At 71.6% G+C, this 22271-nt stretch carries 27 protein-coding genes; 16 read left to right on the forward strand and 11 right to left on the reverse strand.

The window, feature by feature from the left end:
* Positions 1 to 68: 68 nt before the first annotated feature.
* Positions 69 to 893 (forward strand): shikimate 5-dehydrogenase, encoded by an 825-nt coding sequence (locus A4U64_RS14635; RefSeq protein ID WP_029542894.1) that lies wholly within the window; start codon positions 69 to 71, stop codon positions 891 to 893.
* Positions 894 to 903: 10 nt separating this feature from the next.
* On the opposite strand, the gene A4U64_RS14640 is transcribed toward A4U64_RS14635, so the two are convergent.
* Entirely contained in the window at positions 904 to 1740 is an 837-nt protein-coding gene (locus A4U64_RS14640) for a sulfurtransferase (protein WP_029542891.1), read from the reverse strand.
* 152 nt (positions 1741 to 1892) lie between these two features.
* Between A4U64_RS14640 and A4U64_RS14645 the strand changes: the two genes are divergently transcribed.
* From A4U64_RS14645 to A4U64_RS14655, 3 genes are all read left to right on the forward strand, one after another.
* The gene (locus A4U64_RS14645; RefSeq protein ID WP_006940162.1) at positions 1893 to 3089 is read left to right on the forward strand and encodes a benzoate/H(+) symporter BenE family transporter; all 1197 of its coding nucleotides are present in this window, start codon (positions 1893 to 1895) and stop codon (positions 3087 to 3089) included.
* Positions 3086 to 3562, forward strand: coding sequence for an acyl-CoA thioesterase (locus A4U64_RS14650; protein WP_006940160.1), 477 nt, complete (start codon positions 3086 to 3088; stop codon positions 3560 to 3562). The genes A4U64_RS14645 and A4U64_RS14650 overlap by 4 nt, the downstream gene beginning before the upstream one ends.
* 93 nt (positions 3563 to 3655) lie before the next feature.
* Positions 3656 to 4828 (forward strand): thiolase family protein, encoded by a 1173-nt coding sequence (locus A4U64_RS14655; protein WP_029542887.1) that lies wholly within the window; start codon positions 3656 to 3658, stop codon positions 4826 to 4828.
* Between the two features lie 43 nt (positions 4829 to 4871).
* Here the strand turns inward: A4U64_RS14655 and A4U64_RS14660 are convergent, their stop codons facing one another.
* A complete protein-coding gene (locus A4U64_RS14660) occupies positions 4872 to 5342 on the reverse strand; it encodes an Lrp/AsnC family transcriptional regulator (RefSeq protein ID WP_065922716.1) in 471 nt (156 codons plus the stop codon).
* Positions 5343 to 5508: 166 nt separating this feature from the next.
* Here A4U64_RS14660 and pdhA point away from each other — a divergent pair, with 166 nt between their 5' ends.
* The 4 genes from pdhA to A4U64_RS14680 are packed head-to-tail and all read left to right on the forward strand — an operon-like array spanning position 5509 to position 10104.
* Positions 5509 to 6612: a pyruvate dehydrogenase (acetyl-transferring) E1 component subunit alpha gene (pdhA, locus tag A4U64_RS14665; protein ID WP_065922717.1), complete on the forward strand. Its 1104-nt coding sequence runs from the start codon at positions 5509 to 5511 to the stop codon at positions 6610 to 6612.
* Complete coding sequence (locus tag A4U64_RS14670; protein ID WP_006940154.1) at positions 6609 to 7592, forward strand: alpha-ketoacid dehydrogenase subunit beta; 984 nt, start codon at positions 6609 to 6611, stop codon at positions 7590 to 7592. Before pdhA ends, A4U64_RS14670 begins: the two co-directional genes overlap by 4 nt.
* A gap of 10 nt (positions 7593 to 7602) precedes the next feature.
* Positions 7603 to 8907, forward strand: coding sequence for a dihydrolipoamide acetyltransferase family protein (locus tag A4U64_RS14675; protein ID WP_029542885.1), 1305 nt, complete (start codon positions 7603 to 7605; stop codon positions 8905 to 8907).
* A 21-nt stretch (positions 8908 to 8928) separates the two neighbouring features.
* Entirely contained in the window at positions 8929 to 10104 is a 1176-nt protein-coding gene (locus tag A4U64_RS14680) for an MFS transporter (protein WP_029542883.1), read from the forward strand.
* On the opposite strand, the gene A4U64_RS14685 is transcribed toward A4U64_RS14680, so the two are convergent.
* The 4 genes from A4U64_RS14685 to A4U64_RS14700 all read right to left on the reverse strand — a co-directional run bounded on the left by A4U64_RS14685 (position 10101) and on the right by A4U64_RS14700 (position 13726).
* Positions 10101 to 10718 (reverse strand): NADPH-dependent FMN reductase, encoded by a 618-nt coding sequence (locus A4U64_RS14685; RefSeq protein WP_065922718.1) that lies wholly within the window; start codon positions 10716 to 10718, stop codon positions 10101 to 10103. The genes A4U64_RS14680 and A4U64_RS14685 overlap by 4 nt on opposite strands.
* A 123-nt stretch (positions 10719 to 10841) precedes the next feature.
* Complete coding sequence (locus A4U64_RS14690) at positions 10842 to 12272, reverse strand: NAD(P)(+) transhydrogenase (Re/Si-specific) subunit beta (protein ID WP_065922719.1); 1431 nt, start codon at positions 12270 to 12272, stop codon at positions 10842 to 10844.
* Positions 12269 to 12613, reverse strand: coding sequence for an NAD(P) transhydrogenase subunit alpha (locus A4U64_RS14695; protein WP_006940142.1), 345 nt, complete (start codon positions 12611 to 12613; stop codon positions 12269 to 12271). Before A4U64_RS14695 ends, A4U64_RS14690 begins: the two co-directional genes overlap by 4 nt.
* Positions 12614 to 13726 (reverse strand): Re/Si-specific NAD(P)(+) transhydrogenase subunit alpha, encoded by a 1113-nt coding sequence (locus tag A4U64_RS14700; protein WP_065922720.1) that lies wholly within the window; start codon positions 13724 to 13726, stop codon positions 12614 to 12616.
* A 259-nt stretch (positions 13727 to 13985) separates the two neighbouring features.
* Between A4U64_RS14700 and A4U64_RS14705 the strand changes: the two genes are divergently transcribed.
* The 6 genes from A4U64_RS14705 to A4U64_RS14725 are packed head-to-tail and all read left to right on the forward strand — an operon-like array spanning position 13986 to position 17254.
* The gene (locus tag A4U64_RS14705) at positions 13986 to 14351 is read left to right on the forward strand and encodes a DUF488 domain-containing protein (RefSeq protein ID WP_065922721.1); all 366 of its coding nucleotides are present in this window, start codon (positions 13986 to 13988) and stop codon (positions 14349 to 14351) included.
* Entirely contained in the window at positions 14348 to 14518 is a 171-nt protein-coding gene (locus A4U64_RS28530) for a hypothetical protein (RefSeq protein ID WP_006940139.1), read from the forward strand. The genes A4U64_RS14705 and A4U64_RS28530 overlap by 4 nt, the downstream gene beginning before the upstream one ends.
* A 4-nt stretch (positions 14519 to 14522) precedes the next feature.
* Positions 14523 to 15293, forward strand: coding sequence for an SIR2 family NAD-dependent protein deacylase (locus tag A4U64_RS14710; protein ID WP_051445986.1), 771 nt, complete (start codon positions 14523 to 14525; stop codon positions 15291 to 15293).
* 4 nt (positions 15294 to 15297) lie between these two features.
* Positions 15298 to 15738, forward strand: coding sequence for an HIT family protein (locus A4U64_RS14715; RefSeq protein WP_065922722.1), 441 nt, complete (start codon positions 15298 to 15300; stop codon positions 15736 to 15738).
* A complete protein-coding gene (locus tag A4U64_RS14720; protein ID WP_029542870.1) occupies positions 15735 to 16619 on the forward strand; it encodes a maleylpyruvate isomerase family mycothiol-dependent enzyme in 885 nt (294 codons plus the stop codon). The genes A4U64_RS14715 and A4U64_RS14720 overlap by 4 nt, the downstream gene beginning before the upstream one ends.
* Before the next feature lie 11 nt (positions 16620 to 16630).
* Positions 16631 to 17254 (forward strand): Type 1 glutamine amidotransferase-like domain-containing protein, encoded by a 624-nt coding sequence (locus A4U64_RS14725; protein ID WP_029542868.1) that lies wholly within the window; start codon positions 16631 to 16633, stop codon positions 17252 to 17254.
* Positions 17255 to 17275: 21 nt separating this feature from the next.
* On the opposite strand, the gene A4U64_RS14730 is transcribed toward A4U64_RS14725, so the two are convergent.
* A complete protein-coding gene (locus A4U64_RS14730; protein WP_006940127.1) occupies positions 17276 to 17593 on the reverse strand; it encodes a hypothetical protein in 318 nt (105 codons plus the stop codon).
* Between the two features lie 128 nt (positions 17594 to 17721).
* On the opposite strand from A4U64_RS14730, the gene A4U64_RS14735 reads away from it, so the two are divergent.
* Positions 17722 to 18243, forward strand: a complete 522-nt coding sequence (locus tag A4U64_RS14735; RefSeq protein ID WP_006940125.1) for a hypothetical protein — start codon at positions 17722 to 17724, stop codon at positions 18241 to 18243.
* Between the two features lie 174 nt (positions 18244 to 18417).
* On the forward strand, positions 18418 to 18696 hold the full coding sequence (locus tag A4U64_RS14740; protein ID WP_006940123.1) for a GNAT family N-acetyltransferase: 279 nt from the start codon (positions 18418 to 18420) through the stop codon (positions 18694 to 18696).
* Between the two features lie 92 nt (positions 18697 to 18788).
* Here the strand turns inward: A4U64_RS14740 and A4U64_RS14745 are convergent, their stop codons facing one another.
* The 4 genes from A4U64_RS14745 to A4U64_RS14760 form a co-directional block, all read right to left on the reverse strand.
* Entirely contained in the window at positions 18789 to 19475 is a 687-nt protein-coding gene (locus tag A4U64_RS14745; RefSeq protein WP_065922723.1) for a DUF998 domain-containing protein, read from the reverse strand.
* Positions 19476 to 19643: 168 nt separating this feature from the next.
* The gene (gene tatA / locus A4U64_RS14750) at positions 19644 to 19817 is read right to left on the reverse strand and encodes a Sec-independent protein translocase subunit TatA (RefSeq protein ID WP_006940119.1); all 174 of its coding nucleotides are present in this window, start codon (positions 19815 to 19817) and stop codon (positions 19644 to 19646) included.
* Positions 19817 to 20488 carry a Rid family hydrolase gene (locus A4U64_RS14755; protein ID WP_065922724.1) on the reverse strand — a complete coding sequence of 224 codons (672 nt, stop codon included), beginning with the start codon at positions 20486 to 20488 and terminating at the stop codon, positions 19817 to 19819. Before A4U64_RS14755 ends, tatA begins: the two co-directional genes overlap by 1 nt.
* 28 nt (positions 20489 to 20516) lie before the next feature.
* On the reverse strand, positions 20517 to 22091 hold the full coding sequence (locus A4U64_RS14760) for a flavin monoamine oxidase family protein (protein WP_029542859.1): 1575 nt from the start codon (positions 22089 to 22091) through the stop codon (positions 20517 to 20519).
* Positions 22092 to 22271: the final 180 nt, after the last annotated feature.

Here is a 22271-nt window from a genome sequence, read left to right on the forward strand (position 1 = left end):
TGGTCGCGCGGCTGCCGCCCTCCGGCGCCGTGCCCCGCATCCGGGCGCAGGGAACTAGCGTGGCACTCATGGTTTCGCGCATCACCAAGGACACCCGCCTGTGCATCTCGCTGTCGGGCCGCCCGAGCAACATCGGCACCCGCTTCCACAACTACCTCTACGACGAACTCGGCCTGGACTTCGTGTACAAGGCGTTCACGACGACCGACCTGCCGGCGGCGGTGGCCGGGATCCGCGGCCTCGGCATCCGCGGGTGCGGGGTGTCGATGCCGTTCAAGGAAGCGGTCATTCCCCTGATCGACGAGCTGCACGACTCGGCGCGGGCCATCGAGTCGGTGAACACCGTCGTCAACGAGAACGGGGTGCTGCACGCCTACAACACCGACTACCAGGCGGTGGTGGATCTGCTGCGCGAGCACGAGGTCGACCCCGCGTTGCCGGCCGCCGTCGCCGGCAGCGGCGGGATGGCAAAGGCGGTTGTGGCGGCCCTGCGCGACAGCGGGTTCGCGAACGTGTCGGTGATCGCCCGCAACGAGAAGACCGGTCGCCCGCTCGCGCAGCAGTACGGGTTCGACTGGCGGCCCGAGCTCGGCGAGCTCGCTCCGGGCCTGCTCGTCAACGCCACGCCGATCGGGATGGCGGGCGGGCCGGAATCCGGGCAGCTGCCGTTCCCCGAAGCCACGGTGGGCGCGGCGACGACGGTGTTCGACGTGGTGGCGATGCCCCCGCAGACGCCGCTGATCCGCGCGGCCCAGGAGCGGGGACTGCCCGTGATCACCGGCGCCGAGGTCATCGCCCTGCAGGCGGCGCAGCAGTTCGCGCTGTACACCGGCGTGACTCCGACGCCCGAGCAGGTGCGCCGCGCGTCGGAGTTCTCCCGATCCGCGGCCTGAGCCCCGGCATTCACGCCCCGGTGGCGATCTCCCGGGCCGGGTCCCGGCACCACTGCGACCACGACCCCGGGAACAGGGCTGCGTCGATCCCGGCGAGGGCGAGCGCCGCAATCTGATGGGTCGCGGTCACCCCGGATCCGCAGTAGACGGCGACGGGACCGTCCCCGCACACGGTCGCGAAGCGGTCGGCGAGTTCCTCGGCGGTCCGGAACGTGCCGTCCTCGCGGAGGTTGTCCGTGGCGGGGGCGCTGACCGCGCCGGGGATGTGGCCGGCGCGCGGATCGACGGGCTCCTCGTCGCCCCGGTACCGCGCCGCGGCCCGCGCATCGAGCAGGGTTCCCCGCGAAGGGAACTCGGCCGCCTCGTCGATGCCGACGGTGGACATCCGGCCGCCGCGCAGGGTCACCGATCCCGGCTTCACGGCCTCCCCCGGCCCGGCCGCGAGGCCATGTCCCGCCGCCGTCCACAGCGACAGCCCGCCGTCGAGCAGGCGCACGTCCCGAAGGCCCGCCCAGCGCAGCAGCCACCAGGCCCGGGCGGCGGCGAGGCCCCCGGTGTCGTCGTAGACGGCGACGGTGTCGCCGTCGTCGATCCCCCACCGTCGCGCGTGGTCCTGCAGCCGCACCACGTCCGGCAGGGGGTGACGGCCTCGCTCGGGCGAGCCCGGATCGGCGAGCTCGGTCTCGAGGTCGACGTACACCGCTCCGGGGATGTGACCCTCGTGGTAGCGGTCCTCGCCGTTCGGGTCGTCGAGCGACCAGCGCACGTCCAGCAGAACCGGCGGCCTGCCCACCTCGACGAGATCGGCCAGTTCGCGCACGGTCATCAGCACGGGATTCGCAACCATGGCTCCGATCCTGGCACGCCCGCGCGGTGGGCGCCGCGCGACACGGGAGGTGCGGCGGCGTCCACTGCGGCAGAATGCCGCCCGGGTCCACTGCGGCAGAATGCCGCCCGGGTCCACTGCGGCAGAATGCCGCCCGGGTCCACTGCGGCAGAATGCCGCCCGTGTCAGATGCTCCCGCGCCCACCCGTCCCGCCCCGCTCACCCAGCCGATCGGGGCGGGCATCGTCACGGCCCTCGTCGGATTCACCAGTTCGTTCGCGGTGGTGCTGACGGGACTGCGGGCGGTCGGGGCGTCGCCGTCGGAGGCGGCGTCCGGTCTGCTGGCGCTCTGTGTGACGCAGGGGCTCGGCATCCTGTGGCTGGCGCGGCGGTACCGCACACCGATCACCCTCGCGTGGTCCACGCCCGGCGCCGCGCTGCTCGCCGGCACCGGCGTGGTGGCGGGCGGATGGCCGGCCGCGGTGGGCGCGTTCGTCGTCGTGGGCGCCGCGATCGTCCTGACGGGGCTGTGGCCGCGGCTCGGCGCCCTGATCGCGGCGATCCCGACGCCACTGGCCCAGGCCATGCTCGCCGGGGTGCTCGTCCCGCTCTGCCTCGCCCCGGTCGAGGGGGTGATGTCCTCGCCCGCCTCGATCCTGCCCGTGGTGGCGACGTGGCTCGTGCTGCAGCGGCTGCGGCCGCGCTGGGCGGTGCCGGGGGCGTTCGCGACGGCCGCGGTGGTCGTGGCAATCCACCTGTCGCGCTCGGGAACCCGGCCCGCGGCGCGGGATCTGCTGCCCTCGATCGATCTCACGGCTCCGGCGTGGACGTGGCAGGCGCTGCTCGGCATCGCCGTGCCCCTGTACATCGTGACGATGGCGTCGCAGAACATCCCGGGCACCGCAGTGCTCGACTCGTTCGGTTACGCCACGCCGTGGCGGGCGGCGATGACGGTCACGGGCCTCGGCACCGTCGTGGGCGCGCCGGCCGGTGGGCACGCGATCAACCTCGCGGCGATCAGTGCGGCGCTGGCGGCGGCGCCCGAGGCGGACCCGGATCCGGCACGCCGGTGGGTGGCGGCGTGGTCTGCGGGCTGGTCGTATCTCGCGCTGGCCCTGTGCTCGACCGGGCTCGCGACGGTCGTGGCGATGGCACCGGACGGGGTGGTCGAGGCGGTGGCCGGATTGGCCCTGCTCGCGACGCTCGGCGGGGCCCTGGCCTCGGCTCTGCGCGACGCGCCGGAGCGCGAAGCAGCGGTCGTGACGTTCCTGGTCGCGGCGTCCGGATCGACCCTGTTCGGTATCGGATCGGCATTCTGGGCGTTGATGGTCGGACTTGCCGTCCGCGTGGGACTATCGTCAGCACGGTGACGAACCGCCAGCCGACGACGCCCGCCGCCGACCCACCCGTTCCCGCCCGGTTCCCGGTCCTCTGGCCGATGCAGACCCGGTGGGCGGACAACGACCACTACGGCCACGTCAACAACGTCACCTACTACTCGTACTTCGACTCCGCGGTCAACGGATGGCTGATGGCCACGACCGGGGTCGACATCCGGGAGCTGGACGCGATCGGCGTGGTCGCAGAGACGTCGTGCCGGTATCTGGCGGAGCTGTCGTTCCCGGACCGGCTGCGCGTCGGCCTGGCGGTGGAGCGGCTGGGAACCCGCAGTGTCACCTATTCGCTGGCCATCTTCCGGGAGGACGGCGAAGGCGGGCTGCAGCCGGCGGCGACCGGGCGTTTCGTGCACGTGTACGTCGACGCCCGCACGCGACGTCCCGTGGCGATCCCCAAGGAGATCAAGAAGGCGGTCGCCCAGCTGGTGACGCCCCCAGCGGAATAGCTCCCGACCACCAAGCATCCGCTTGGCATTGTATTCATCTACCGGATTACACTCCGGGGCATCCGCACGTCCCCGAGAGAGAGCGATCCCAAGATGCGCGATGCTGTCATCGTCGAAGCCGTTCGTACCCCCATCGGCAAGCGGGGCGGCGGCCTGTCCGGCGTCCACGCCGTCGAGCTGTCCGCCCACGTCCTGCGCACCATCGCCGAACGCACCGGCATCGACCCGGCGCTCGTCGACGACGTGCACTGGGGCACCGTGCAATCCGTCGGCATGCAGTCGGGCAACATCGGCCGCATGGCCGTGCTCGGCGCGGGCTGGCCGGAATCGGTACCCGGCTTCACCATCGACCGGCAGTGCGGCTCGTCGCAGCAGGCCGTCTCGACGGCGGCCGCGGCGGTGATCTCCGGCCAGGCCGATCTCGTCGTCGCCGGCGGCGTCGAGATCATGTCGGCGATCCCGCTGGGTTCCTCCGCCCCCGAGGGCACCGGGCAGATGGGCGGTCCGGCCCGCGAGCGGTACGCCGACGAGCTCACCGCGCCCGGCTTCCACGGCCGCTTCAACCAGGGCGTGGGCGCCGAGATCATCGCCGAGCAGTGGGGCATCTCCCGCACCGAGCTCGACGAGTACTCCGTCCGGTCGCACGAGCGGGCCGCCCGCGCGCAGGACGAGGGGTTGTTCACGGACGAGATCGCGCCGTACACCCTGGCGGACGGCACCGTGATCGCCGCGGACGAGGGCATCCGGCGCGGCTCCACCGTCGAGAAGCTCGCGGGCCTGAAGGCCCCGTTCCGGGAGAACGGAGTGGTCACCGCCGGCAACGCGTCCCAGATCTCCGACGGCGCCTCCGGGCTGCTGATCACCACCTCGGAGAAGGCGAAGGCGCTGGGCCTGACCCCGCTCGCGCGCGTGCACACCGCCGTGGTCACCGGCGACGATCCGGTCAAGATGCTCACCGGCCCCATCCCGGCCACCGCCCTGGCGCTGAAGCGGTCGGGACTGTCGCTCGACGACATCGACGCGTTCGAGGTCAACGAGGCCTTCGCCTCGGTACCGCTGTCGTGGCAACGCGAGACGGGCGCGCCGCTCGAGAAGCTGAACCCCCTCGGCGGTGCCATCGCGCTCGGCCACCCCCTCGGCGCCTCGGGCGGTCGCCTGGCCGCGACGTTGATCCATCACCTGCGCCGCACGGGTGGCCGCTACGGCCTGCAGACGATGTGCGAGGGCGGCGGCACCGCCAACGCCACGATCTACGAGATCCTCTAGTCCGCGGTGGTGCCTTCCGGGACCCGGTCCCGGAAGGCACGCCTCATCGCTGCGCCAGCCGCTCGAGCAGCGGCGTCGTGCGCGGACCCACCAGTTCGCGCATCACCAGCGCCATGTTGGTGCGCTCGACGCCGGGGATCTCGAGGATCTGCCCGGCCAGCCGGTAGAGATCCTCGGCGTCGCGCGCGACCACCTTCACCGACAGGTCCGTCTGCCCCGTCATGCCGTACACCTCGGTCACCTCCGGGATCTGTGCCAGGGCCGCGACGACCGCATCGAGCCGGTGCTGATCGACCCGGGTGGCGACGAACGCCGCCAGCGGATAGCCGAGAGCCCGCGGATCCACCCGCCGCTCGAACGACCCGAGGACCCCCTCCGCATCCCATCGCGCGAGCCGCGCCTGCACCGTGTTCCGGGACAACCCCAGACGCTGGGACAGCTCCACCCCGGTCGCCCGCGGGGTCCGCGCAAGCTCGAGCAGCAGCCGGGCGTCGGTGGCATCGAGACTGGTCATATTTCGCAGTATGACAGCGGCGGGCACCCAGAAACCGTGCTTCCTGCACAATTGCGCATCGGCCGATTGCGCACCTGCACCCCGCGTGGATCATGTGAGGTACAACACAGGTCCGCCGGCCCGCCTCACGAGGGCGACCGGTCCCGCCATAGCGAGGTGGTGCACGGTGGTCGACAAGATTGCCTATCCGGTCCAGCTGATCCAGCCCGACGGACGACGGGTCTACAACCCCGAGTACTCCGCGCTCGTCGCCGACGTCGGACCCGACGAACTCCGCGCCCTCTACCGCGACATGGTCGTCGTCCGCCGCCTCGACGCCGAGGCCACCGCGCTGCAGCGGCAGGGCGAACTCGGACTGTGGGCGCCCCTGCTCGGCCAGGAGGCCGCCCAGGTCGGCTCCGCGCACGCCCTCCACCGCGACGACTACGTGTTCACCAGCTACCGCGAGCACGGGGTGGCCTGGTGCCGCGGCGTCGACCCCGCCGACATGACCCGGCTGTGGCGCGGGTGCGCCCACTCCGGCTGGGATCCGGCCACGGTCAATATGACCAATCCCGCCATCGTCGTCGGCTCCCAGGGCCTGCACGCCACCGGATACGCGATGGGCGCCCACTTCGACGGCGCCGAGATCGCCACCGTCGTCTACTTCGGCGACGGGGCGACCAGCCAGGGCGACATCGCCGAGGCCCTCGGCTTCGCCGTCGCGTGGGGCGTCGGCGTGGTCTTCTTCTGCCAGAACAACCACTGGGCGATCAGCCACCCGGTCCGGTCGCAGAGTCCCGTCCCGATCGCGCAGCGCGCCGCCGGCTACGGGATGCCGGCCGTGCAGGTCGACGGCAACGACGCGCTCGCGGTGCTCGCCGTCACCCGCCGGGCCACCCGGCATGCGCGGGAGGGCAGCGGCCCGTCGCTCGTCGAGGCCATCACCTACCGGATGGGCCCGCACACCACCTCCGACGACCCCACCCGCTACCGCACCCCCGCCGAGACCGAACTGTGGAAGGCCCGGGACCCGATCGACCGGCTCCACCGGCTGCTCCGGCGGGAAGGACACGCCGGCGACGAGTTCTTCGACGAGGTCGGCGCCGCCGCCGACGAGGCCGCGGCCCGGCTGCGCGCCGGCACCCTCGGTGCCCCGAACCCCGAGCCGCTGAGCATGTTCGACCACGTCTACGCCACCGACCATCCGATGATCGCCGAGGAACGAACCCGCTACCGCGACTACCTCGCCGATTTCGAGAACGCGACCCACGAGGAGGCGCTGTCATGACCACCACCACGCTGGCCCTCGGGGCCGCCCTCGGCGCCGGGCTGCGCCGGGCCCTCGAACACGACCGCAAGGTGGTGATCATGGGCGAGGACGTCGGCCGGCTCGGCGGGGTCTTCCGGGTCACCGACACGTTGCAGAAGGACTTCGGCGACAACCGCGTCATCGACACGCCCCTCGCCGAATCCGGGATCGTGGGAACGGCTTTCGGCATGGCCCTGCGCGGCTACCGGCCGGTGTGCGAGATCCAGTTCGACGGCTTCGTCTACCCCGCGTTCGACCAGATCGTCTCGCAGGTCGCCAAGATCCACTACCGCACCGCCGGGAGGGTCACCGCCCCCCTGACCATCCGCATCCCCTACGGCGGCGGGATCGGTGCGGTGGAGCACCATTCGGAGTCACCCGAGGCGTACTTCACGCACACCGCCGGACTGCGGGTCGTCAGCCCGAGCCATCCGGCCGACGCCTACACGATGATCCAGCAGGCCATCGCGCTCGACGACCCGGTGATCTTCCTCGAGCCGAAACGCCGGTACTGGGACCGCGGCGAGGTCGACCTCGACGCCGAGCCCGACCTCCCGCTCGACAAGGCCCGCGTCGCCCGGCCCGGAACGGACGTCACCGTCGTGACGTTCGGGTCGATGGTGGCCACCGCGCTGCACGCCGCGCAGATCGCCGACACCGAGGGGCACTCGGTCGAGGTGATCGACCTCCGGTCCCTCTCCCCCATCGACTTCGACACCGTCGAGGCGTCGGTCCGGCGCACCGGACGGCTCGTCGTGGTGCAGGAGGCTCCGCTGTTCTGCGGCATCGGCGCCGAGATCGCCGCCCAGCTCGCGGAGCGCTGCTTCTACCAGCTCGAGGCGCCGGTGCTGCGGGTCGGCGGCTTCGACATCCCCTATCCCCCGGCGAAACTCGAGGCTTACCACCTGCCCGACCCGGACCGGATCCTCGACGCCGTCGACCGCAGCCTCGCGGCGTGAGGAGCCGGACATGGAACCGGGCATGAGCGAACACGGCACCGTGGTGACCGAACACAGCGAGGTCTTCCGGCTGCCGGACCTCGGGGAGGGCCTGACCGAGGCGGAACTGGTGTCGTGGTCCGTCGCCGTCGGCGACCGGGTCGAGCTCAACCAGGTGATCGCCGAGGTCGAGACCGCCAAGGCAACGGTGGAACTGCCCTCCCCGTACGCGGGAACGGTCGCCGAACTGCTCGCCGAGCCGGGCGCCGGCGTGCCCGTCGGGGCGCCACTGATCCGCATCGCGGTGCCGGTCGCGGCGGGCACCGCGCCGGCCCCGACCGGTGGCGGGGACTCACCCGTGCAGGTGCTCGTCGGCTACGGGCCGGGCGCCGCGCCGGTGAGCCGGCGCGCGGCCCGCGCCGCAGCGGCGGCACCGGCCCCGGCGCAGGCACCCCCACCGCCCGGGGAGCGGCACCGCCCCGACGCGAAACCGTCGGCGCGCCGCGAGGCCCGGCTCCTCGGCGTGGATCTCACCGAGGTGACGGGAACCGGCACGGGCGGGGCGATCACCGTCCCGGACGTCCGACGCGCCGCGGAGGAACGCGGATCCGCTACGGCGGCAACAGGATCGGATCGCGAGACCCGGACCCCGATCCACGGGATCCGCAGACGTACCGCCGCCGCGGTGGCGCGCAGCGCCTTCACCGCCCCGCACGTGACCGTGTTCCTCACCTGCGACGTCACCGCCACGGTCGACCTCGTCGCCCGGTTGCGCGGCGCGGCCGCCTTCGAGGGCCGTCACCCGACGCTGCTCACCGTGGTGGCCAAGGCGCTGCTGCGGACGCTCGAGCACCAGCCCGTCCTCAACGCGGCCTGGGACGAGGAGCACCAGGAGATCGTCACCCGCCACTACGTCAACCTGGGCATCGCGACCGCCACCGACTCGGGCCTGATGGTGCCGGTGATCCGCGACGCCGACCGCATGTCGCTGCCGGACCTCGCCGGCGCCATCGCCCACGCCGCGGAGACCGCCCGCTCCGGCCGGGCCACCCCGGCCGACCTGACCGGCGGCACGGTCTCGATCACCAACATCGGCGTGTTCGGCGTCGACACCGGCACCCCCATCCTCAATCCCGGGGAGACGGCGATCCTCGCGCTCGGTGCCGTCACCCCGCGACCGTGGGTGGTCGACGGCGAACTCGCCGTCCGGCAGGTGACGACGCTGTCGCTGTCGTTCGACCATCGTCTCGTCGACGGCGAGCAGGCAGCGCGGGCGCTGGCCGAGATCGGGGCGATCCTCACCGACCCGGTGCCGGAACTGCTCGCCGGTATCTGACGGGCGGTAGCGTCGGGACACGTGACCGCTCAGGATCTTCGCCGCGCCCGCGCGGCCGTGTTCGCCACCTTCGGCGTCAACGGGTTCCTGCTCGCGATGTGGGTGGTGCACATCCCCGCGATCGAGGAGCGCGTCGGCATCGACCACGCCACGCTGGGTTCCCTGCTGCTGGTCCTCGCGGCCGGGGCGATCGCCGGAATGCAGGCCACCGGTCCGCTCGCCGACCGGTTCGGCAGCGACCGCACCACCGTCGCCGCGGCGGTCCTGCTGGCGGTGGCGACCCTCGGCCCCGGCCTGGCCGGCGCGGCGTGGCAGCTGGGCGTGGCGCTCGCGGTGTTCGGGTTCGCGAACGGCGCCCTGGACGTGTCGATGAACTCGCAGGCCGTGGCGGTCGAGCAACGCTACCGGCGGCCGATCATGGCCGCGTTCCACGGCCTGTTCTCGGTCGGCGGGGTCGCCGGGTCGCTGGTCGGGGCGGCCGCCCTGGCGACGGGGCTCGCCCCGGCCGTCGCCCTCGGCGGCGCCGGCCTCGTCGGCGCGCTCGTCGTCGCGGTCTCGGCGCCGCACCTCGTGCGGGTGCCCCGGGTCGAGCACCCGCGCGAGGCCGGCCCGCGCGGCGGATACTCCCGCCGGGTGCTGCTGCTCGGCGGGCTCGCGTTCATGCTGATGCTCAGCGAGGGCGTCGCCAACGACTGGAGCGCCCTGCAGGTCAAGGAACACCTGGGCAGCCCGGATGCGGTCGCGGCGCTGGCCTTCGGCGCGTTCTCCACGACGATGACGCTCGGCCGCTTCGTGGCGGACCGCGTCAGCGCCCGCATCGGCGCCGTGGCCGTGGTCCGGTACGGCACGCTGCTGGCGGGGGCCGGGATGGGCACGGTCGTCGCCTCCCCGTGGCTGCCCACGACGCTCGCCGGATGGGCGCTGTTCGGGCTGGGCCTGTCCGGCGCCGTGCCGCAGATCTTCAGCGCAGCCGGGAACATCGACGCCGGCGCCCCGGGCCGCAACATGTCCCGTGTCGTCGGCATGGGATACATCGGGTTCCTGGCGGGGCCCGCCACCATCGGCTGGCTCTCGGAGGCGACGTCGCTCACCGCGGCGATGACGGTGCCGTTGGCATGTGTGCTCGCCGCCGCAGCCCTCGCCGGCTCCGTCGGTGAGCGGACCCGTCGCACGCTCGCGCGCGTGGACGGCCGCTAGCGCGGGAGGACGGTCAGGACCCGCACGACGTGGTCGCGGAACTCGCGCATGTAGTTGCGGAGGAAGTCCTCGGTGCCCGAGTTGTGGACGGTGCCGTCGTCCCCGAAGACCTCGGGCGTGTAATGGATGTACGCCTCGGGCGACGTCATCTGCCGCGCGTTGCAGAAGCTCAGCACGGCGCGCAGGCTCTGCTGGCCCACGGCGGTGCCGATCGCGCCGATGGAGGCGCCGATCACGGCGGCCGGGATGTGATCGAACGAGTTCTGTCCCCACGGGCGCGACGCCCAGTCGATGGCGTTCTTCAGCGCCCCGGGAATCGACCGGTTGTACTCGGGTGAGACGAACAGCACCGCATCCACAGCGGCGATCGCGTCCTTGAGCGCGGCCCCCTCCGGCGGGTAGTTCGCGTCGTAGTCGGGGCTGTAGAGCGGCAGGTCCCGGATGGCGATCTCGACGAATTCGAGGTCGTGCGGGGCGAGCCGGATCAACGCCTTCGCGAGGATACGGTTGATCGAGGTGGACGACAGGCTGCCGACGAAGTAGCCGACCCTGTACGTCCTCTCGGTCCCTGGGTGCTCGGTCCCTGGGTGCTCGGTCCCTGGGTGCTCGGTCACGGGACGCATCCTTTCCGTCGGTGCCACGGGCCGGGGCACGGCCCGCCTGCCACCTCCGACGGTCGCACACGAGCGGGGCGCCCGCACGGTGTTCCGTGCGGACGCCCCGGTTCGTCGAACTCCCTACAGCGCCTTGAGTTCCTCGGTGACCTCGGAGACCATCTTCTTCGCGTCGCCGAAGAGCATGGAGGTGTGGTCGGCGGTGAACAGCGGGTTGTCGATGCCGGCGTAGCCGGAGCTCATCGAGCGTTTGAGCACGATGACCGACTTGGACTGGTCGACGTTGAGGATGGGCATGCCGTAGATCGGGCTGGACGAATCCTGCCGGGCGGCGGGGTTGGTGACGTCGTTGGCGCCGATGACGACGGTGACGTCGGTGCGGGAGAACTCGCCGTTGATGTCGTCCATCTCCTTGAGCGCCTCGTACGGCACCTCGGCCTCGGCGAGCAGGACGTTCATGTGCCCGGGCATCCGGCCGGCGACCGGGTGGATGGCGTACTTGACCTCCACGCCCTTGTCCTCGAGCAGCGCCGCCATCTCCTTGACCGCGTGCTGCGCCTGCGCCACCGCCAGCCCGTACCCGGGCACCACGATGACCTGGTTGGCGTAGGCCATCTGGACCGCGGCATCGGAGGCGGAGGTCGCCTTGACGGTGCCGCCGGCCCCGCCCGCGGCCGCACCGGCACCGCCGTCGCCGCCGAACGAGCCGAACACGATCGCCGGGATGGACCGGTTCATCGCCTTGGCCATCAGGTTGGTCAGGATCGAACCCGACGCACCGACGATCATGCCGGCGACGATCATCGCCTGGTTGTTCAGCGCCAGGCCGGCCGCCGCGGCCGACAGGCCGGTCAGGGCGTTGAGCAGCGAGATGACCACCGGCATGTCGGCGCCGCCGATCGGCAGCACCACGAACAGGCCCATCAGCCCGGCCACGACGAGCAGCGCGACGATCCACACCGCCGAGGTCGGATCGTTCGCCGGGTCGGCCGCGAGTCCGATGTACACGGCGAGCGCGATCGCCGCGAGCGCGAGCACGATGTTCGCCAGCTGGAAGGCCTTGGCCGCGCCGACGAGGCGGCGCTCGAGGTTCTTGTTCAGCAGCTCCTGCAGCTTGGCGAACGCCACCAGCGAACCCCAGAACGACACCGAGCCGATGATCGCGGCGAACAGCGAGCCGACCACCACGGGCACCGTCGGTTCCTCGGCGAGGGTGGTGAAGCCGCCGGAGTCGAGGAACTCCGCCCACGCGATCAGCGCGACGGTGCCGCCACCGACGCCGTTGAACAGCGCCACCAGCTGCGGCATCGCCGTCATCTTCGTGCGCAGCGCCGGCGGGACGCCCAGGACGACACCGACGACCAGGCCGGCGACGATCCAGATCCAGTTGTCGGTGTCGCGGATGTCGATCAGCACGGCGAGCACCGCCACGGCCATGCCGACCGCGGCGATGTAGTTGCCGCGGACCGCGGTCTTCGGGCCGGTCAGGCCCATCAGACCGTAGATGAACATCGCGAACGCGACGATGTACAGGACGGAGACGAGGTAGCTCATTTCGCGTCGGCTCCCTTCTGCTCCGCCGGGGCGGCCGACACCGGCACCCGCTTCTTGGGCTTGAACATCGCGAGCATGCGGTCGGTGACGACGAAGCCACCGACGACGTTCAGCGTGCCGAACACCAACGCGACGAACAGGATGACCTTGATGCTCCACGGCGCGCCGGCCGGCAGGTGGCCGAAGACCACCAGCGCACCGAGCACCACGATGCCGTGGATGGCGTTGGTGCCCGACATCAGCGGGGTGTGCAAGGTGTTGGGCACCTTCGAGATCACGGCGAAGCCCACGAACCCGGCCAGGACCAGGATCGCGATGTTCGCCAACAGTTCGGTATACATCTAGACGTTCTCCTTCGAGCGGGTCACGCACGCGCCGTCGAGGATCTCGTCCGAGAAGTCCGGCGCCAGGGCACCGGACTCGTCGAGCATCAGCTCGAGCAGGGCCACGACGTTCTTCGAATACAGCTGCGAGGCGTGCTCGGGCATGGTCGCGGGCAGATTCAGCGGCGAGCAGATGGTCACGCCGTGCTTGACCACCGTGCGTCCGGGTTCGGTCAGCTCGCAGTTGCCGCCGGTCTCGCCGGCCAGATCCACCACCACCGAGCCGGGCTTCATGCCCTCCACGGCGGCGGCGGTCACCAGCCGCGGCGCGGGCCGGCCCGGCACCAGCGCGGTGGTGATCACCACGTCGAAGCCCTTGATGGCCTCCTCGAGCGCCGCCTGCTGCTGCGCACGCTCGTCGGCGGTGAGTTCGCGGGCGTAGCCGCCCTCCCCGGCGGCGTCGATGCCCAGATCGAGCCACTGCGCACCGACCGACCGCACCTGGTCGGCGACCTCCGGACGCACGTCGTAGCCGGTGGCGCGCCCGCCCAGGCGCTTGGCCGTGGCCAGCGCCTGCAACCCGGCCACCCCCACACCGAGCACCAGCACCGTCGCCGGCTTGACCGTGCCCGCGGCGGTGGTGAGCATCGGGAAGAACCGCGTCGACTCCGACGCGGCGACCAGCACCGACTTGTACCCGGCGACGTTCGCCTGCGACGACAGCGCGTCCATCACCTGCGCCCGGGAGATCCGCGGGATCGACTCGACGGCGAACGCCTGCACCCCGGCGGCGGCCAGCGCCGGGATCTGGTTCTGCGCGTTGCGCGGGGCGAGGAACCCGATCAGCGCCTGCCCCGACCGCATCCGGGCGACCTCCGCATCCGACGGCGGCGCCACCTTGAGCACCACATCCGCCGACCACGCATCCCCGATCCGCGCCCCGGCCTCGACGTAGGCCTCGTCCGGGATCAGCGCACCGAGCCCGGCCCCGGACTCGACGACCACGTCGAGCCCCTTCTTGATCAACGACGGGACGATCATCGGCACCAGCGCGACCCGCCGCTCGCCGTCGTTGGTTTCCCGAACGACGCCGACGGTGGGTCGCGCTGTCACCGCACGTCCCGTACCCATATCCTCGGTTTCCAAAGTTTTCGACTCCTGCGTTGAATCGGCACCTCACCGCGATGAGCGGCGGGTCATGTGCGACGAGCGGCCGACTCGGGCCGTGCACGATGGGCGATGAGCCTAGTCAGACGTACCCCGCCCCGGACAGGGGCGCAACCGCTGGGTTTCGTCTGAATCGAGTCCGAACAGTCGAACGATGCCAGAATGTGAGGTAGTTCACTTCACAATTCTGCCGTATCCGCGGTGAGGGAGGAGGGGCGAGTCCATGGCACGTCGCAGTGTCGTCGTCGAGCGCGTGTACGACCATCCGGGAGACGAGGAGGCGTTCCGGGTGTTCGTCGACCGGCTGTGGCCGCGGGGGCTGCGCAAGGACGCGTTCCATCACGACGACTGGGCCAAGGACCTGGCGCCGTCGACCGGGCTGCGCAAGTGGTACTCGCACGACGCCTCGCAGTTCGCCGAGTTCCGCGACCGGTACCTCGCCGAACTGGACGGCCCGGACGCGCGTGCAGCCCTGGCGCGCCTCGACAACTTGGCCGACGGCCGATCCGTCGTCCTGCTCACCGCCACCCGGGACCTCGAGCACAGTGGCGCCGCCGTCCTCGCGGAGCGGATGCGGGGTGCCCGGTGAACGACGTGCCCGCCGCCGCCGGCGACCCCGTGTGCTGGATGCACCGGGTCTGCCCCGACTGCGGCTTCTTCCTCGAGGAACCGGAGGCCCCGTGCCCACGGTGCGGCGCCGTCCTCCGGCACGACGAGGAGAGTACGGACGAGTCCGGCCCCGGCCCCCTACCCTGACCCGATGCCCACTCCCCCCGCGCGGATCCTCGATCTGGCCCGGCCCGCACGACGGGTCGCCGTGCTCACGGGCGCCGGAATGTCCGCCGAAAGCGGCGTGCCGACGTTCCGCGACGCGCAGACCGGCCTGTGGGAGCACTTCGACCCGGCCGATCTGGCGACACCGGAGGCGTGGGACCGCGATCCCGCGTCGGTGTGGGCCTGGTACCAGTGGCGCGTGGCCCTGGTCCGACGAGTGCAGCCGAACGCCGGGCATCGGGCGCTGGCCCGCTGGGGGCGCACCGTGGACCTGTCGATCGTCACGCAGAACGTCGACGACCTGCACGAGCGGGCCGGCAGCCCCGTGCTCTCGCATCTGCACGGCAGCCTGTTCTCGCCGCGGTGCGCCGAGTGCGGCACCCCCGCCGACCTGCCCGAGGCCCCCACCGAGCCGGTCGCCCGTCTCGATCCACCGGCCTGCGGCGCGTGCGGCGGCGACGTGCGGCCCGGGGTGGTGTGGTTCGGCGAGCCGCTGCCGGCCGGACCGTGGGAGGCGGCCACCGCCTCCGTGCTGACCGCAGACGTGGTGTTCGTAGTCGGCACGTCGGGGATCGTCTATCCGGCCGCCGGCCTGCCCTCGCTCGCCCGCCGGCACGGCATCCCCGTCGTCGAGGTCAACCCCGAGCAGACCGACCTGTCCGACCGGGTGGACGAGGTGTGGCGCACCACCGCCGCGGTGGGCCTGCCGCAACTCGTCGCAGCGGTCGCCGCGGAGCAGACGCCCCGCCTACAGTGAGCGGGTGAGCTCCTGTGTGTTCTGCGCCATAGTCCGCGGCGACGCTCCCGCCGTGCGGGTGTACGAGGACGACGACGTGGTGGCCTTCCTCGACATCCGGCCGATCGCCCGCGGGCACACGCTGGTGGTGCCGCGGGTCCACGCGCCCCGGCTCGACGACCTCGATCCCGAGCACGGCGCCGCGCTGTTCCGGGCCGGGCAGCGCATCGCCCGGGGCGTGCAACGCTCGGGTTTCGCCGCGGACGGCGCCAACCTGGTGTTCAACGACGGCCGGTCCGCCTTCCAGACCGTCTTCCACGCGCATCTGCACGTGCTGCCGCGGTGGCGCGGCGACAAGCTGCGCCTCGCGGCGGGACTGCTGCGGCGCCGGCCCCACGACCCGGAGGCCACCGGTGCGGCGATCCGCGCCGGTCTGGCCCGTCTCGAAGCGGAGGACGCACTGTGACACACGGAAAGACACACGGAAACACCACGACCGGCGGCACCACCGGGCCGGACACCGACGCCGCGCCGGAGTTCCCGGTCGAGCCGATCCGCGCGCTGCTCCTCGAGCAGTTCGGGGTCATCGACGAGCTGCTCGCCGACGTACACGGGGACACCTGGTACACGCCCACCTCGCTGCCCGGGTGGACGGTCAAGGACATCACGGCACACCTGATCGGGACCGAGTCGATGCTCGCCGGCATCGAGGCGCCGCACGTCGAGATCGACGTGCACGCCCTCGGCCACGTCCGCAACGAGATCGGCGCCTTCAACGAACGGTGGATCGAGTCCCTCCGCGGCACGCCGGGCGACGAGGTGCTCGCGCGGTACCGGGAGATCGTCGCGCGCCGGCGGGAGCAACTCGGGGCCATGACCCAGAAGGACTTCGACGAACCGGCGATGACCCCGGTGGGGCAGGCCACCTACGGCCGTTTCATGCGCATCCGCGTCTTCGACTGCTGGATGCACGAACTCGACCTCCGCGACGCGCTCGGCGTGCCCGGCGACGAGGGCGGCGCCCGGGCCGAGCTCGCAGCCGCGGAGATCTTCGGGGCGCTCGCGTTCGTCGTCGGCAAGCGCGGCAAGGCTCCCGACGGGGCGCGGATCACGTTCGAGCTGAGCGGCCCACTGGCCCGCACCCTCCACGTCGAGGTGGACGGCCGGGCCGCGGTGGTGCCGGCCCTGTCCGGTCCGGCGACGAGCACCGTGGCGATGGATTCGCGGCTGTTCGCGCGGCTCGCCGGCGGCCGCACGCACGCGTTCGACCGTCTCGACGAGATCACCCTCGGCGGCGACACGACGGTGGGCCGGCGGATCGTCGACCACCTCGCCTTCACCATCTGATCGGCGGCTTCGTGCGGCTGTTCCTGTCGTCGTACCGGTTCGGCACGGATCCCGGGTTGCTCCTCGGAGTCACGCGGGGGCCGTGCCCGATCGCGGTGATCGCGAACGCGGCCGACGCATGGCCGTCCCGGGCCCGGGACTCGGCGGTGGCGAGCGAGCTGGCGCCGCTGCGTGCGCTCGGATACGAACCCACCGAGGTGGATCTGCGGGACCATGCCGGCGCCCCCGACGGCCTGCGGGCGGCGCTGTCCCCGTTCGGAGCGTTGTGGGTGCGCGGCGGCAACACGTTCGTGCTGCGCGCGCGGCTCGCCCTGTGCGGGGGCGACGAGATCCTCACGGACCTGGTCCGTTCCGGTGCGCTGGCCTACGCTGGATACAGCGCAGGGGCGTGCCTTGTGACGCCGTCCCTGCGCGGTCTCGAATTCTCCGACGATCCCGGCGAGGTCGACGCGGTCTGCGGGGTCCCGGCCCGCTGGGACGGTCTCGGGTGGGTGGACTACGCGATCGTCCCGCACGCCGGGGACTCGCCCCTCGCCGACGCGGGCGTCGCGCGGACGCTGGACTTCCTCACTCGCGAGCGGCTGCCGTTCCGGGCACTCGGCGACGACGAGGTGATCGTCGTGGACGAGTCCTGAGGCCCCGTGCCGGTGCCGTGGTCACGGCCCGTTGCTCGCGCGGACGAACGGCGCGAACCGGTCGAGGGAGACCCAGGCCGTGCGGCATCGGCGGGCGGTGACCTCGTCGGCCCGCGCGAGCAGGATGTCGAGAAGTTCCCGGGGATTGTCCCGCCAGCGCAGGGCGAGGTGCCGTTCCTCCTCGTCCGACAGCGCCGCGAACCTGCTCGCCGCGGCGGCCCAGTCCGCCACGTCCCCGTGATGAAGGCGCTCCAGCGCGTTGTAATCGACTCGCCGCGAAAGGAATTCGTCGGACAACGCGCGGACGAGTTTCGCGTCCGTCAGCGCGGATGCGGTCATACGGCACCTCCTTCGAACGACCGTTGACGTTAGTGACCTGCGACAACCACCCGATCGCGCAGCCGGAACGATTCGATAACAGAGTGACTGGTGAGACTGATGTGACTTCCGCTGTTAGGATCCGTACGGTGGAGACACTGACCGACCTGCTCACGAGCGGTGCGGCACCCTGGTGGGCCGTACCGGTGGGACTCACGGCCGGCGTGCTCCTCGGCGTCCTCGCCACCCGGATCGGCGCGCGACCCCCGCGACGGAACGCCGCCGTGGCCGCTCCCCTGCGGGCGGCCGATCGCGCGCTGCAGGTCCGCTTCCTGCACGCCGCCGACAGCGTCTACAACCACCTGTTCGAGGCGGATCACTCCGCCCTCGCCGAGGCCGACCTCACCGAGGCCCTGCAATCCGACGACCTGCACCTGCGCTCGGTCGCCCGCGGCATCGTCGACCTCGACGCGATCGTCAACGAGATGCGGCTGTCCGCTCCCGATCCGGTGCTCGCCGCCGCCGTCGCCCTCTTCGGATACCTCACCGCCGTCTCGAGCGACGGAACCGACGACCTCGACGAGTTCCGGGACCGCTACCTGACCCGCAAGTCCGCGTTCGTCGACGCCGTCCGCGCCGCCCACCCGCCGGCCGGCCCGGTCCCCGCCTGAGCCCGTCGCCACTGTCGACTGCATCGCGTCACCACCACCACGTCACCGCTCACGTCACGCGGGGCCCGCCCTCGACACAGGTCCACAACAGGAACATCGCGGCCCGCGCCGCGCGCATTACCGCCGCCGCGGGCGGATCCCCCCGCCGGCGCGACGGCCGGTAGGGTCGTTGGCGTGACCAACGACGAGCACCGCATCGAACATCACGCCGAGCAGTCCCGATTCGCGTTGTACACCGGCGACACCCTCGCCGCGTTCGCCGACTACACCGACTCGGACGGTGTGCGCGACTTCGACCACACCGTCACCCAGCCCCGGTTCCGCGGTCACGGGCTCGCCGCCGAGGTGGTCCGCCACGCCCTCGACGCCACCCGTTCGGAGGGCCTGAAGATCGCGGCCTCGTGCTGGTACGTCGCGCAGTTCCTCGACGCGAACCCCGAATACCGGAACTGACTCGCCGAGGCGCCGCCTCAATCAGCACGGAGGCGCCGCCTCTATCAGCACGGAGGCGCGCGCCTCTAACAGCGCGGAGGCGCCCGCCTCGCTCAGCGGGCGCCGGCCTGCCCGGTGGGGGCACCCCCGGCGCGCAGGCAAAGGCCCAGCGCGACGAGCGCGGGGAAGACGACCAGCCAGAGAATGCCCCGCTGCACGAGACCCGCGAGGTCGTGCAGGGGCGCGTCGTCGGGCAGCACCAGCACGACCATGAGCGGCACGCCGGCCGCGGCGACGAGTCCCGCACCGAGCACGTAGCGCGACAGCGCCGGGAACCGCCCGTCGCGTGCGAGACGGCGCGACGTCACGACCAGGCCGAGCGCGATGCACGAGAAGAACGTGAAGCCCGAGACGAAGTGGTAGCCCGGGTCGTAGGTGACCCCCGCTGCGTCCTCCCGCAGCGGGAACACCGCCGCGAGCAGTGCGCCGACGCCGGCGAGACCGATCAGCACCGGGCCGAGGGCGCCCGTCCGGTCGGCCGCCGGTCCCCGGTGCACGGCGACGGCGAAGATCAGCAGCAGGAGTCCGAACACGACGAAGTTGAACTGCTGGATCCAGCCGTTCGGGCCGGCTTCGAGCGCACTGATCGTTTCCGCGGTCGGGCTGTACTCGTCCCGCCGGGCTGCCTGCTGCGCCAGCACCACCACGGTGAAGAGGAGGGGCGCGACGATCCCGGCGAGTGCGGCGGCACGTCCCCGAACCAGCCGCGTACCGGGTCCGACGCCGACGTGTGCGCTCATGACCGCTCCTGACCGAGTCCGAATCTGCCGTCGCAGAGGACGTTAGGAGCACCGACGGTGACCGGCATCGGAAGGATTGCCCATTCGGCCCGCCCCGGGATGGGAACTTCGACCCACAGCCCGGCGGACGCGGCCCGTGGGCCTGCGCCGCGGCGCAGGCCCACGCGTTCACAGCTCCCGTGGCGCGTCGCCGGTGTCCGTATGCAACTCACCCACTTCCGTCTTCAGGATTCGCATCGACCGTCCGAGGCCCCGTGCGGCCTCGGGCAGCCGCTTGGATCCGAACAACACCAGCACCACGAGAGCAATGATCGCCCAGTGGGCGGGACTGAGTGCTCCCATCAGCGGGGTCCCTTCCCCTCGGGGTAGACGGCGTCGACCTCCACTTCGACGAGCCACCCGGCCACCGGCAGACTCGCCACCTCCAGCGCGAATCGGCTCGGGCGAGCCGGGTTGCGTTCGAGCGGCGCGGCGGGCTCGGCGGTCCCCATCGGCACCAGCTCGGTGTCGCCGGTCTCGAGGTTGGTGTTCGCGAAGAACTGGCGGTACGCCCGGTTCCATCCGGCGTAGTCGGCGCGATCCGTCCCCGGGTCGTTGTCGAGGAACACCCGCATCGTGGTCACGTCGGCCAGACCGAGCCCCTGAGCCTCGAGATTGTCGCGGATCTTGCGGAGCACATTGATGCCCTGCGCCTCGGTGACCGTCACCCCGGCCGGGAGGACACCGCCCGCGAAGGTCGCGGTGTCGATGTAGGACTCCGGGGACCCCTGCGGCGCGGCGGTGTTCGCGGCCGACGGCCCGATTCCGCTGGTCTTGTACACGGCGGCGTCGGCGCCGATGCCCACGCCCTCGGCGATCATCGGGTTGGCCTCCCCGACCGGCAGCACCGACTGCACGAGCACGGGCGGTGCCGAGCCGGCCTCCGCGTCCGTGGACGAGCACGCCACGGTCGAGGCGCCGACGACGGGCAGGACCAGGGCCGCGAGAACGGTTCGGGCGGCACGCTTGTTCATGGATCTCTCCTTGTCCGGGATGGGGATGTCAGGATGCGGCGACACGCTCGTGCAGCGACGTGACCACGGCGCGTGCGGAGGTGAACGCACCGTGTTGCCAGGCGATCGCGTTGGACAGGTGGTCGCCGGCGAAGTAGACGTTCTGCACCGGGTCGAGCAGCAGGGTGTATTCGGGGGTTGCCTCTCCCCCGTGGGAACCCCCGGCACCCTGCCACGATGCCCAGGCCGACTCGGAGTACCGGGTGCGGCGCCAGCTGCCCGAGAACGACGAGGCGATGTCGCGGGTGTACTTGTCGCCGTGGATCTCTGCCCCCTCCGCGATCGCCTTGGCCAATCTCTGCTTGTGCGTGAGCGATTCGAAACCGAGGTGCCTCTTGCCCGAGGAGTAGTAGCCGACGACCACGCCGCGGTCCGAGTTGTAGTGGTCGTAGGGGAACATGATCTGGGAGATGTCCTTGTCGGTGTTGCTGGCACCGCCGTAGATCCGGTCCTCGAGTTCCCACCAGCGGCGCGTGTACTCGATGCCGAGCTTGCCCGACGAGCTGGGCTCGGCCGCGCCGAGTGCGTGCACGACGTCGGCGGGCAGGTTGTGGTTCAGCCGCGTCACCAGGTGCGGCGGGATGGTGCAGATCGCGAAGTCGGCGTCCACCACCCGCGGCGCACCGTCGCGGGTGTATTCCACCCGCACCCCCTCGGTCGTGTTCTGCAGGGCCGTCACCTCCGACCCGTATTCGATCCTGTCGGTCCCGATGCGGTCCTCGAACGCGTAGTAGATGCGGTCCATGCCCCCGACCGGGGTGAACATCATCATCGCCTGGTCGTAGCCGAAGTCGAAGCTGAAGTTGCGGCCGATGCCGCCGCGGATCACGTCCGTCATCGCGAAGGGCGGCTCGTGCGTGCCGAAGTCCAGACCGGCGCCGGGCTCGGAGGTGTACCCGCGTCGGGTCGACCCGACGTATCGTCCGTCGCCGGACAGGTCGCCGAAGTCGCTGAGGAACTCGGACAGCGCGTCCTTGTCGGCCTGGGTGAGCACGTCGTCGAGTGCGCCACGGGAGGCCGCCTTCTGCAACAGCTCCGACATGTACCCGTACGTGTCGGCCTTCGCCGCCCGATACGTGATGGACCGGTCGGACAACGCCGTGTCGCTCGAGTAGTGCACGAAGGTGTTGGCGTTCTGGTTGCCGAACGCCTGCAGTTCCACCCCCAGTTCGCGGCAGTAGTCCATCGTCACGTGGCTCTGCGGGATGCGGGTGGCACCGAGGTTGAAGTAGTGCCCGTCGGCGAAGGTGCAGACCTGCTTCTCGCCGTTCAGGTCCGTCTCCTCCGTTCCGGCGCGCACGGACCAGACCCGGCCACCGGGCCGACGCCGAGCCTCCAGCACCGTGACGTCGTACCCGGCCTTCCCCAATTCGTAGGCGGCGCACAATCCGGCCGGGCCGCCGCCGAGGACGACGACCGAATGATGGCCGTCCACCCGGCCGATCAGGTCGCTGCGCGCCGGCGCCCGGAAAGCCGGCGTCGACGCCGTTGCGGGCGCGAGGCCGATCGTGGACATCGCGCCGTACATCAGGCCGGCGCCGCCCGTGACGCCGAGTCCTTTCATGAAAGACCTACGTGTAACTGCCACAGTGACTGCTCCCATCGTGCAACACCGACCGTCCCGATCGGCTCGGCACCTATGGTGGGAAGAGCGGGATGCGGGGATGTCTCGCACGCGCAACGTCTTGCGAACCGGCGCTCGAGAACGGCGGTCCGCCGCGGACCCGAATTCTCGATCCCGGTG

Source organism: Rhodococcus sp. WB1 (assembly GCF_001700945.1).
Taxonomy (GTDB): Bacteria; Actinomycetota; Actinomycetes; order Mycobacteriales; family Mycobacteriaceae; genus Rhodococcus; species Rhodococcus aetherivorans.

Coding starts and splice junctions, on each gene's coding strand:
- A4U64_RS14635 (WP_029542894.1), top strand. CDS start 69: ATGGTTTCGCGCATCACCAAGGACACCCGCCTGTGCATCTCGCTGTCG.
- A4U64_RS14640 (WP_029542891.1), bottom strand. CDS start 1,740: ATGGTTGCGAATCCCGTGCTGATGACCGTGCGCGAACTGGCCGATCTC.
- A4U64_RS14645 (WP_006940162.1), top strand. CDS start 1,893: ATGCCGCCCGTGTCAGATGCTCCCGCGCCCACCCGTCCCGCCCCGCTC.
- A4U64_RS14655 (WP_029542887.1), top strand. CDS start 3,656: ATGCGCGATGCTGTCATCGTCGAAGCCGTTCGTACCCCCATCGGCAAG.
- A4U64_RS14660 (WP_065922716.1), bottom strand. CDS start 5,342: ATGACCAGTCTCGATGCCACCGACGCCCGGCTGCTGCTCGAGCTTGCG.
- A4U64_RS14670 (WP_006940154.1), top strand. CDS start 6,609: ATGACCACCACCACGCTGGCCCTCGGGGCCGCCCTCGGCGCCGGGCTG.
- A4U64_RS14675 (WP_029542885.1), top strand. CDS start 7,603: ATGGAACCGGGCATGAGCGAACACGGCACCGTGGTGACCGAACACAGC.
- A4U64_RS14690 (WP_065922719.1), bottom strand. CDS start 12,272: ATGAGCTACCTCGTCTCCGTCCTGTACATCGTCGCGTTCGCGATGTTC.
- A4U64_RS14695 (WP_006940142.1), bottom strand. CDS start 12,613: ATGTATACCGAACTGTTGGCGAACATCGCGATCCTGGTCCTGGCCGGG.
- A4U64_RS14700 (WP_065922720.1), bottom strand. CDS start 13,726: ATGGGTACGGGACGTGCGGTGACAGCGCGACCCACCGTCGGCGTCGTT.
- A4U64_RS14705 (WP_065922721.1), top strand. CDS start 13,986: ATGGCACGTCGCAGTGTCGTCGTCGAGCGCGTGTACGACCATCCGGGA.
- A4U64_RS14710 (WP_051445986.1), top strand. CDS start 14,523: ATGCCCACTCCCCCCGCGCGGATCCTCGATCTGGCCCGGCCCGCACGA.
- A4U64_RS14730 (WP_006940127.1), bottom strand. CDS start 17,593: ATGACCGCATCCGCGCTGACGGACGCGAAACTCGTCCGCGCGTTGTCC.
- A4U64_RS14745 (WP_065922723.1), bottom strand. CDS start 19,475: ATGAGCGCACACGTCGGCGTCGGACCCGGTACGCGGCTGGTTCGGGGA.
- tatA (WP_006940119.1), bottom strand. CDS start 19,817: ATGGGAGCACTCAGTCCCGCCCACTGGGCGATCATTGCTCTCGTGGTG.
- A4U64_RS14755 (WP_065922724.1), bottom strand. CDS start 20,488: ATGAACAAGCGTGCCGCCCGAACCGTTCTCGCGGCCCTGGTCCTGCCC.
- A4U64_RS14760 (WP_029542859.1), bottom strand. CDS start 22,091: ATGAAAGGACTCGGCGTCACGGGCGGCGCCGGCCTGATGTACGGCGCG.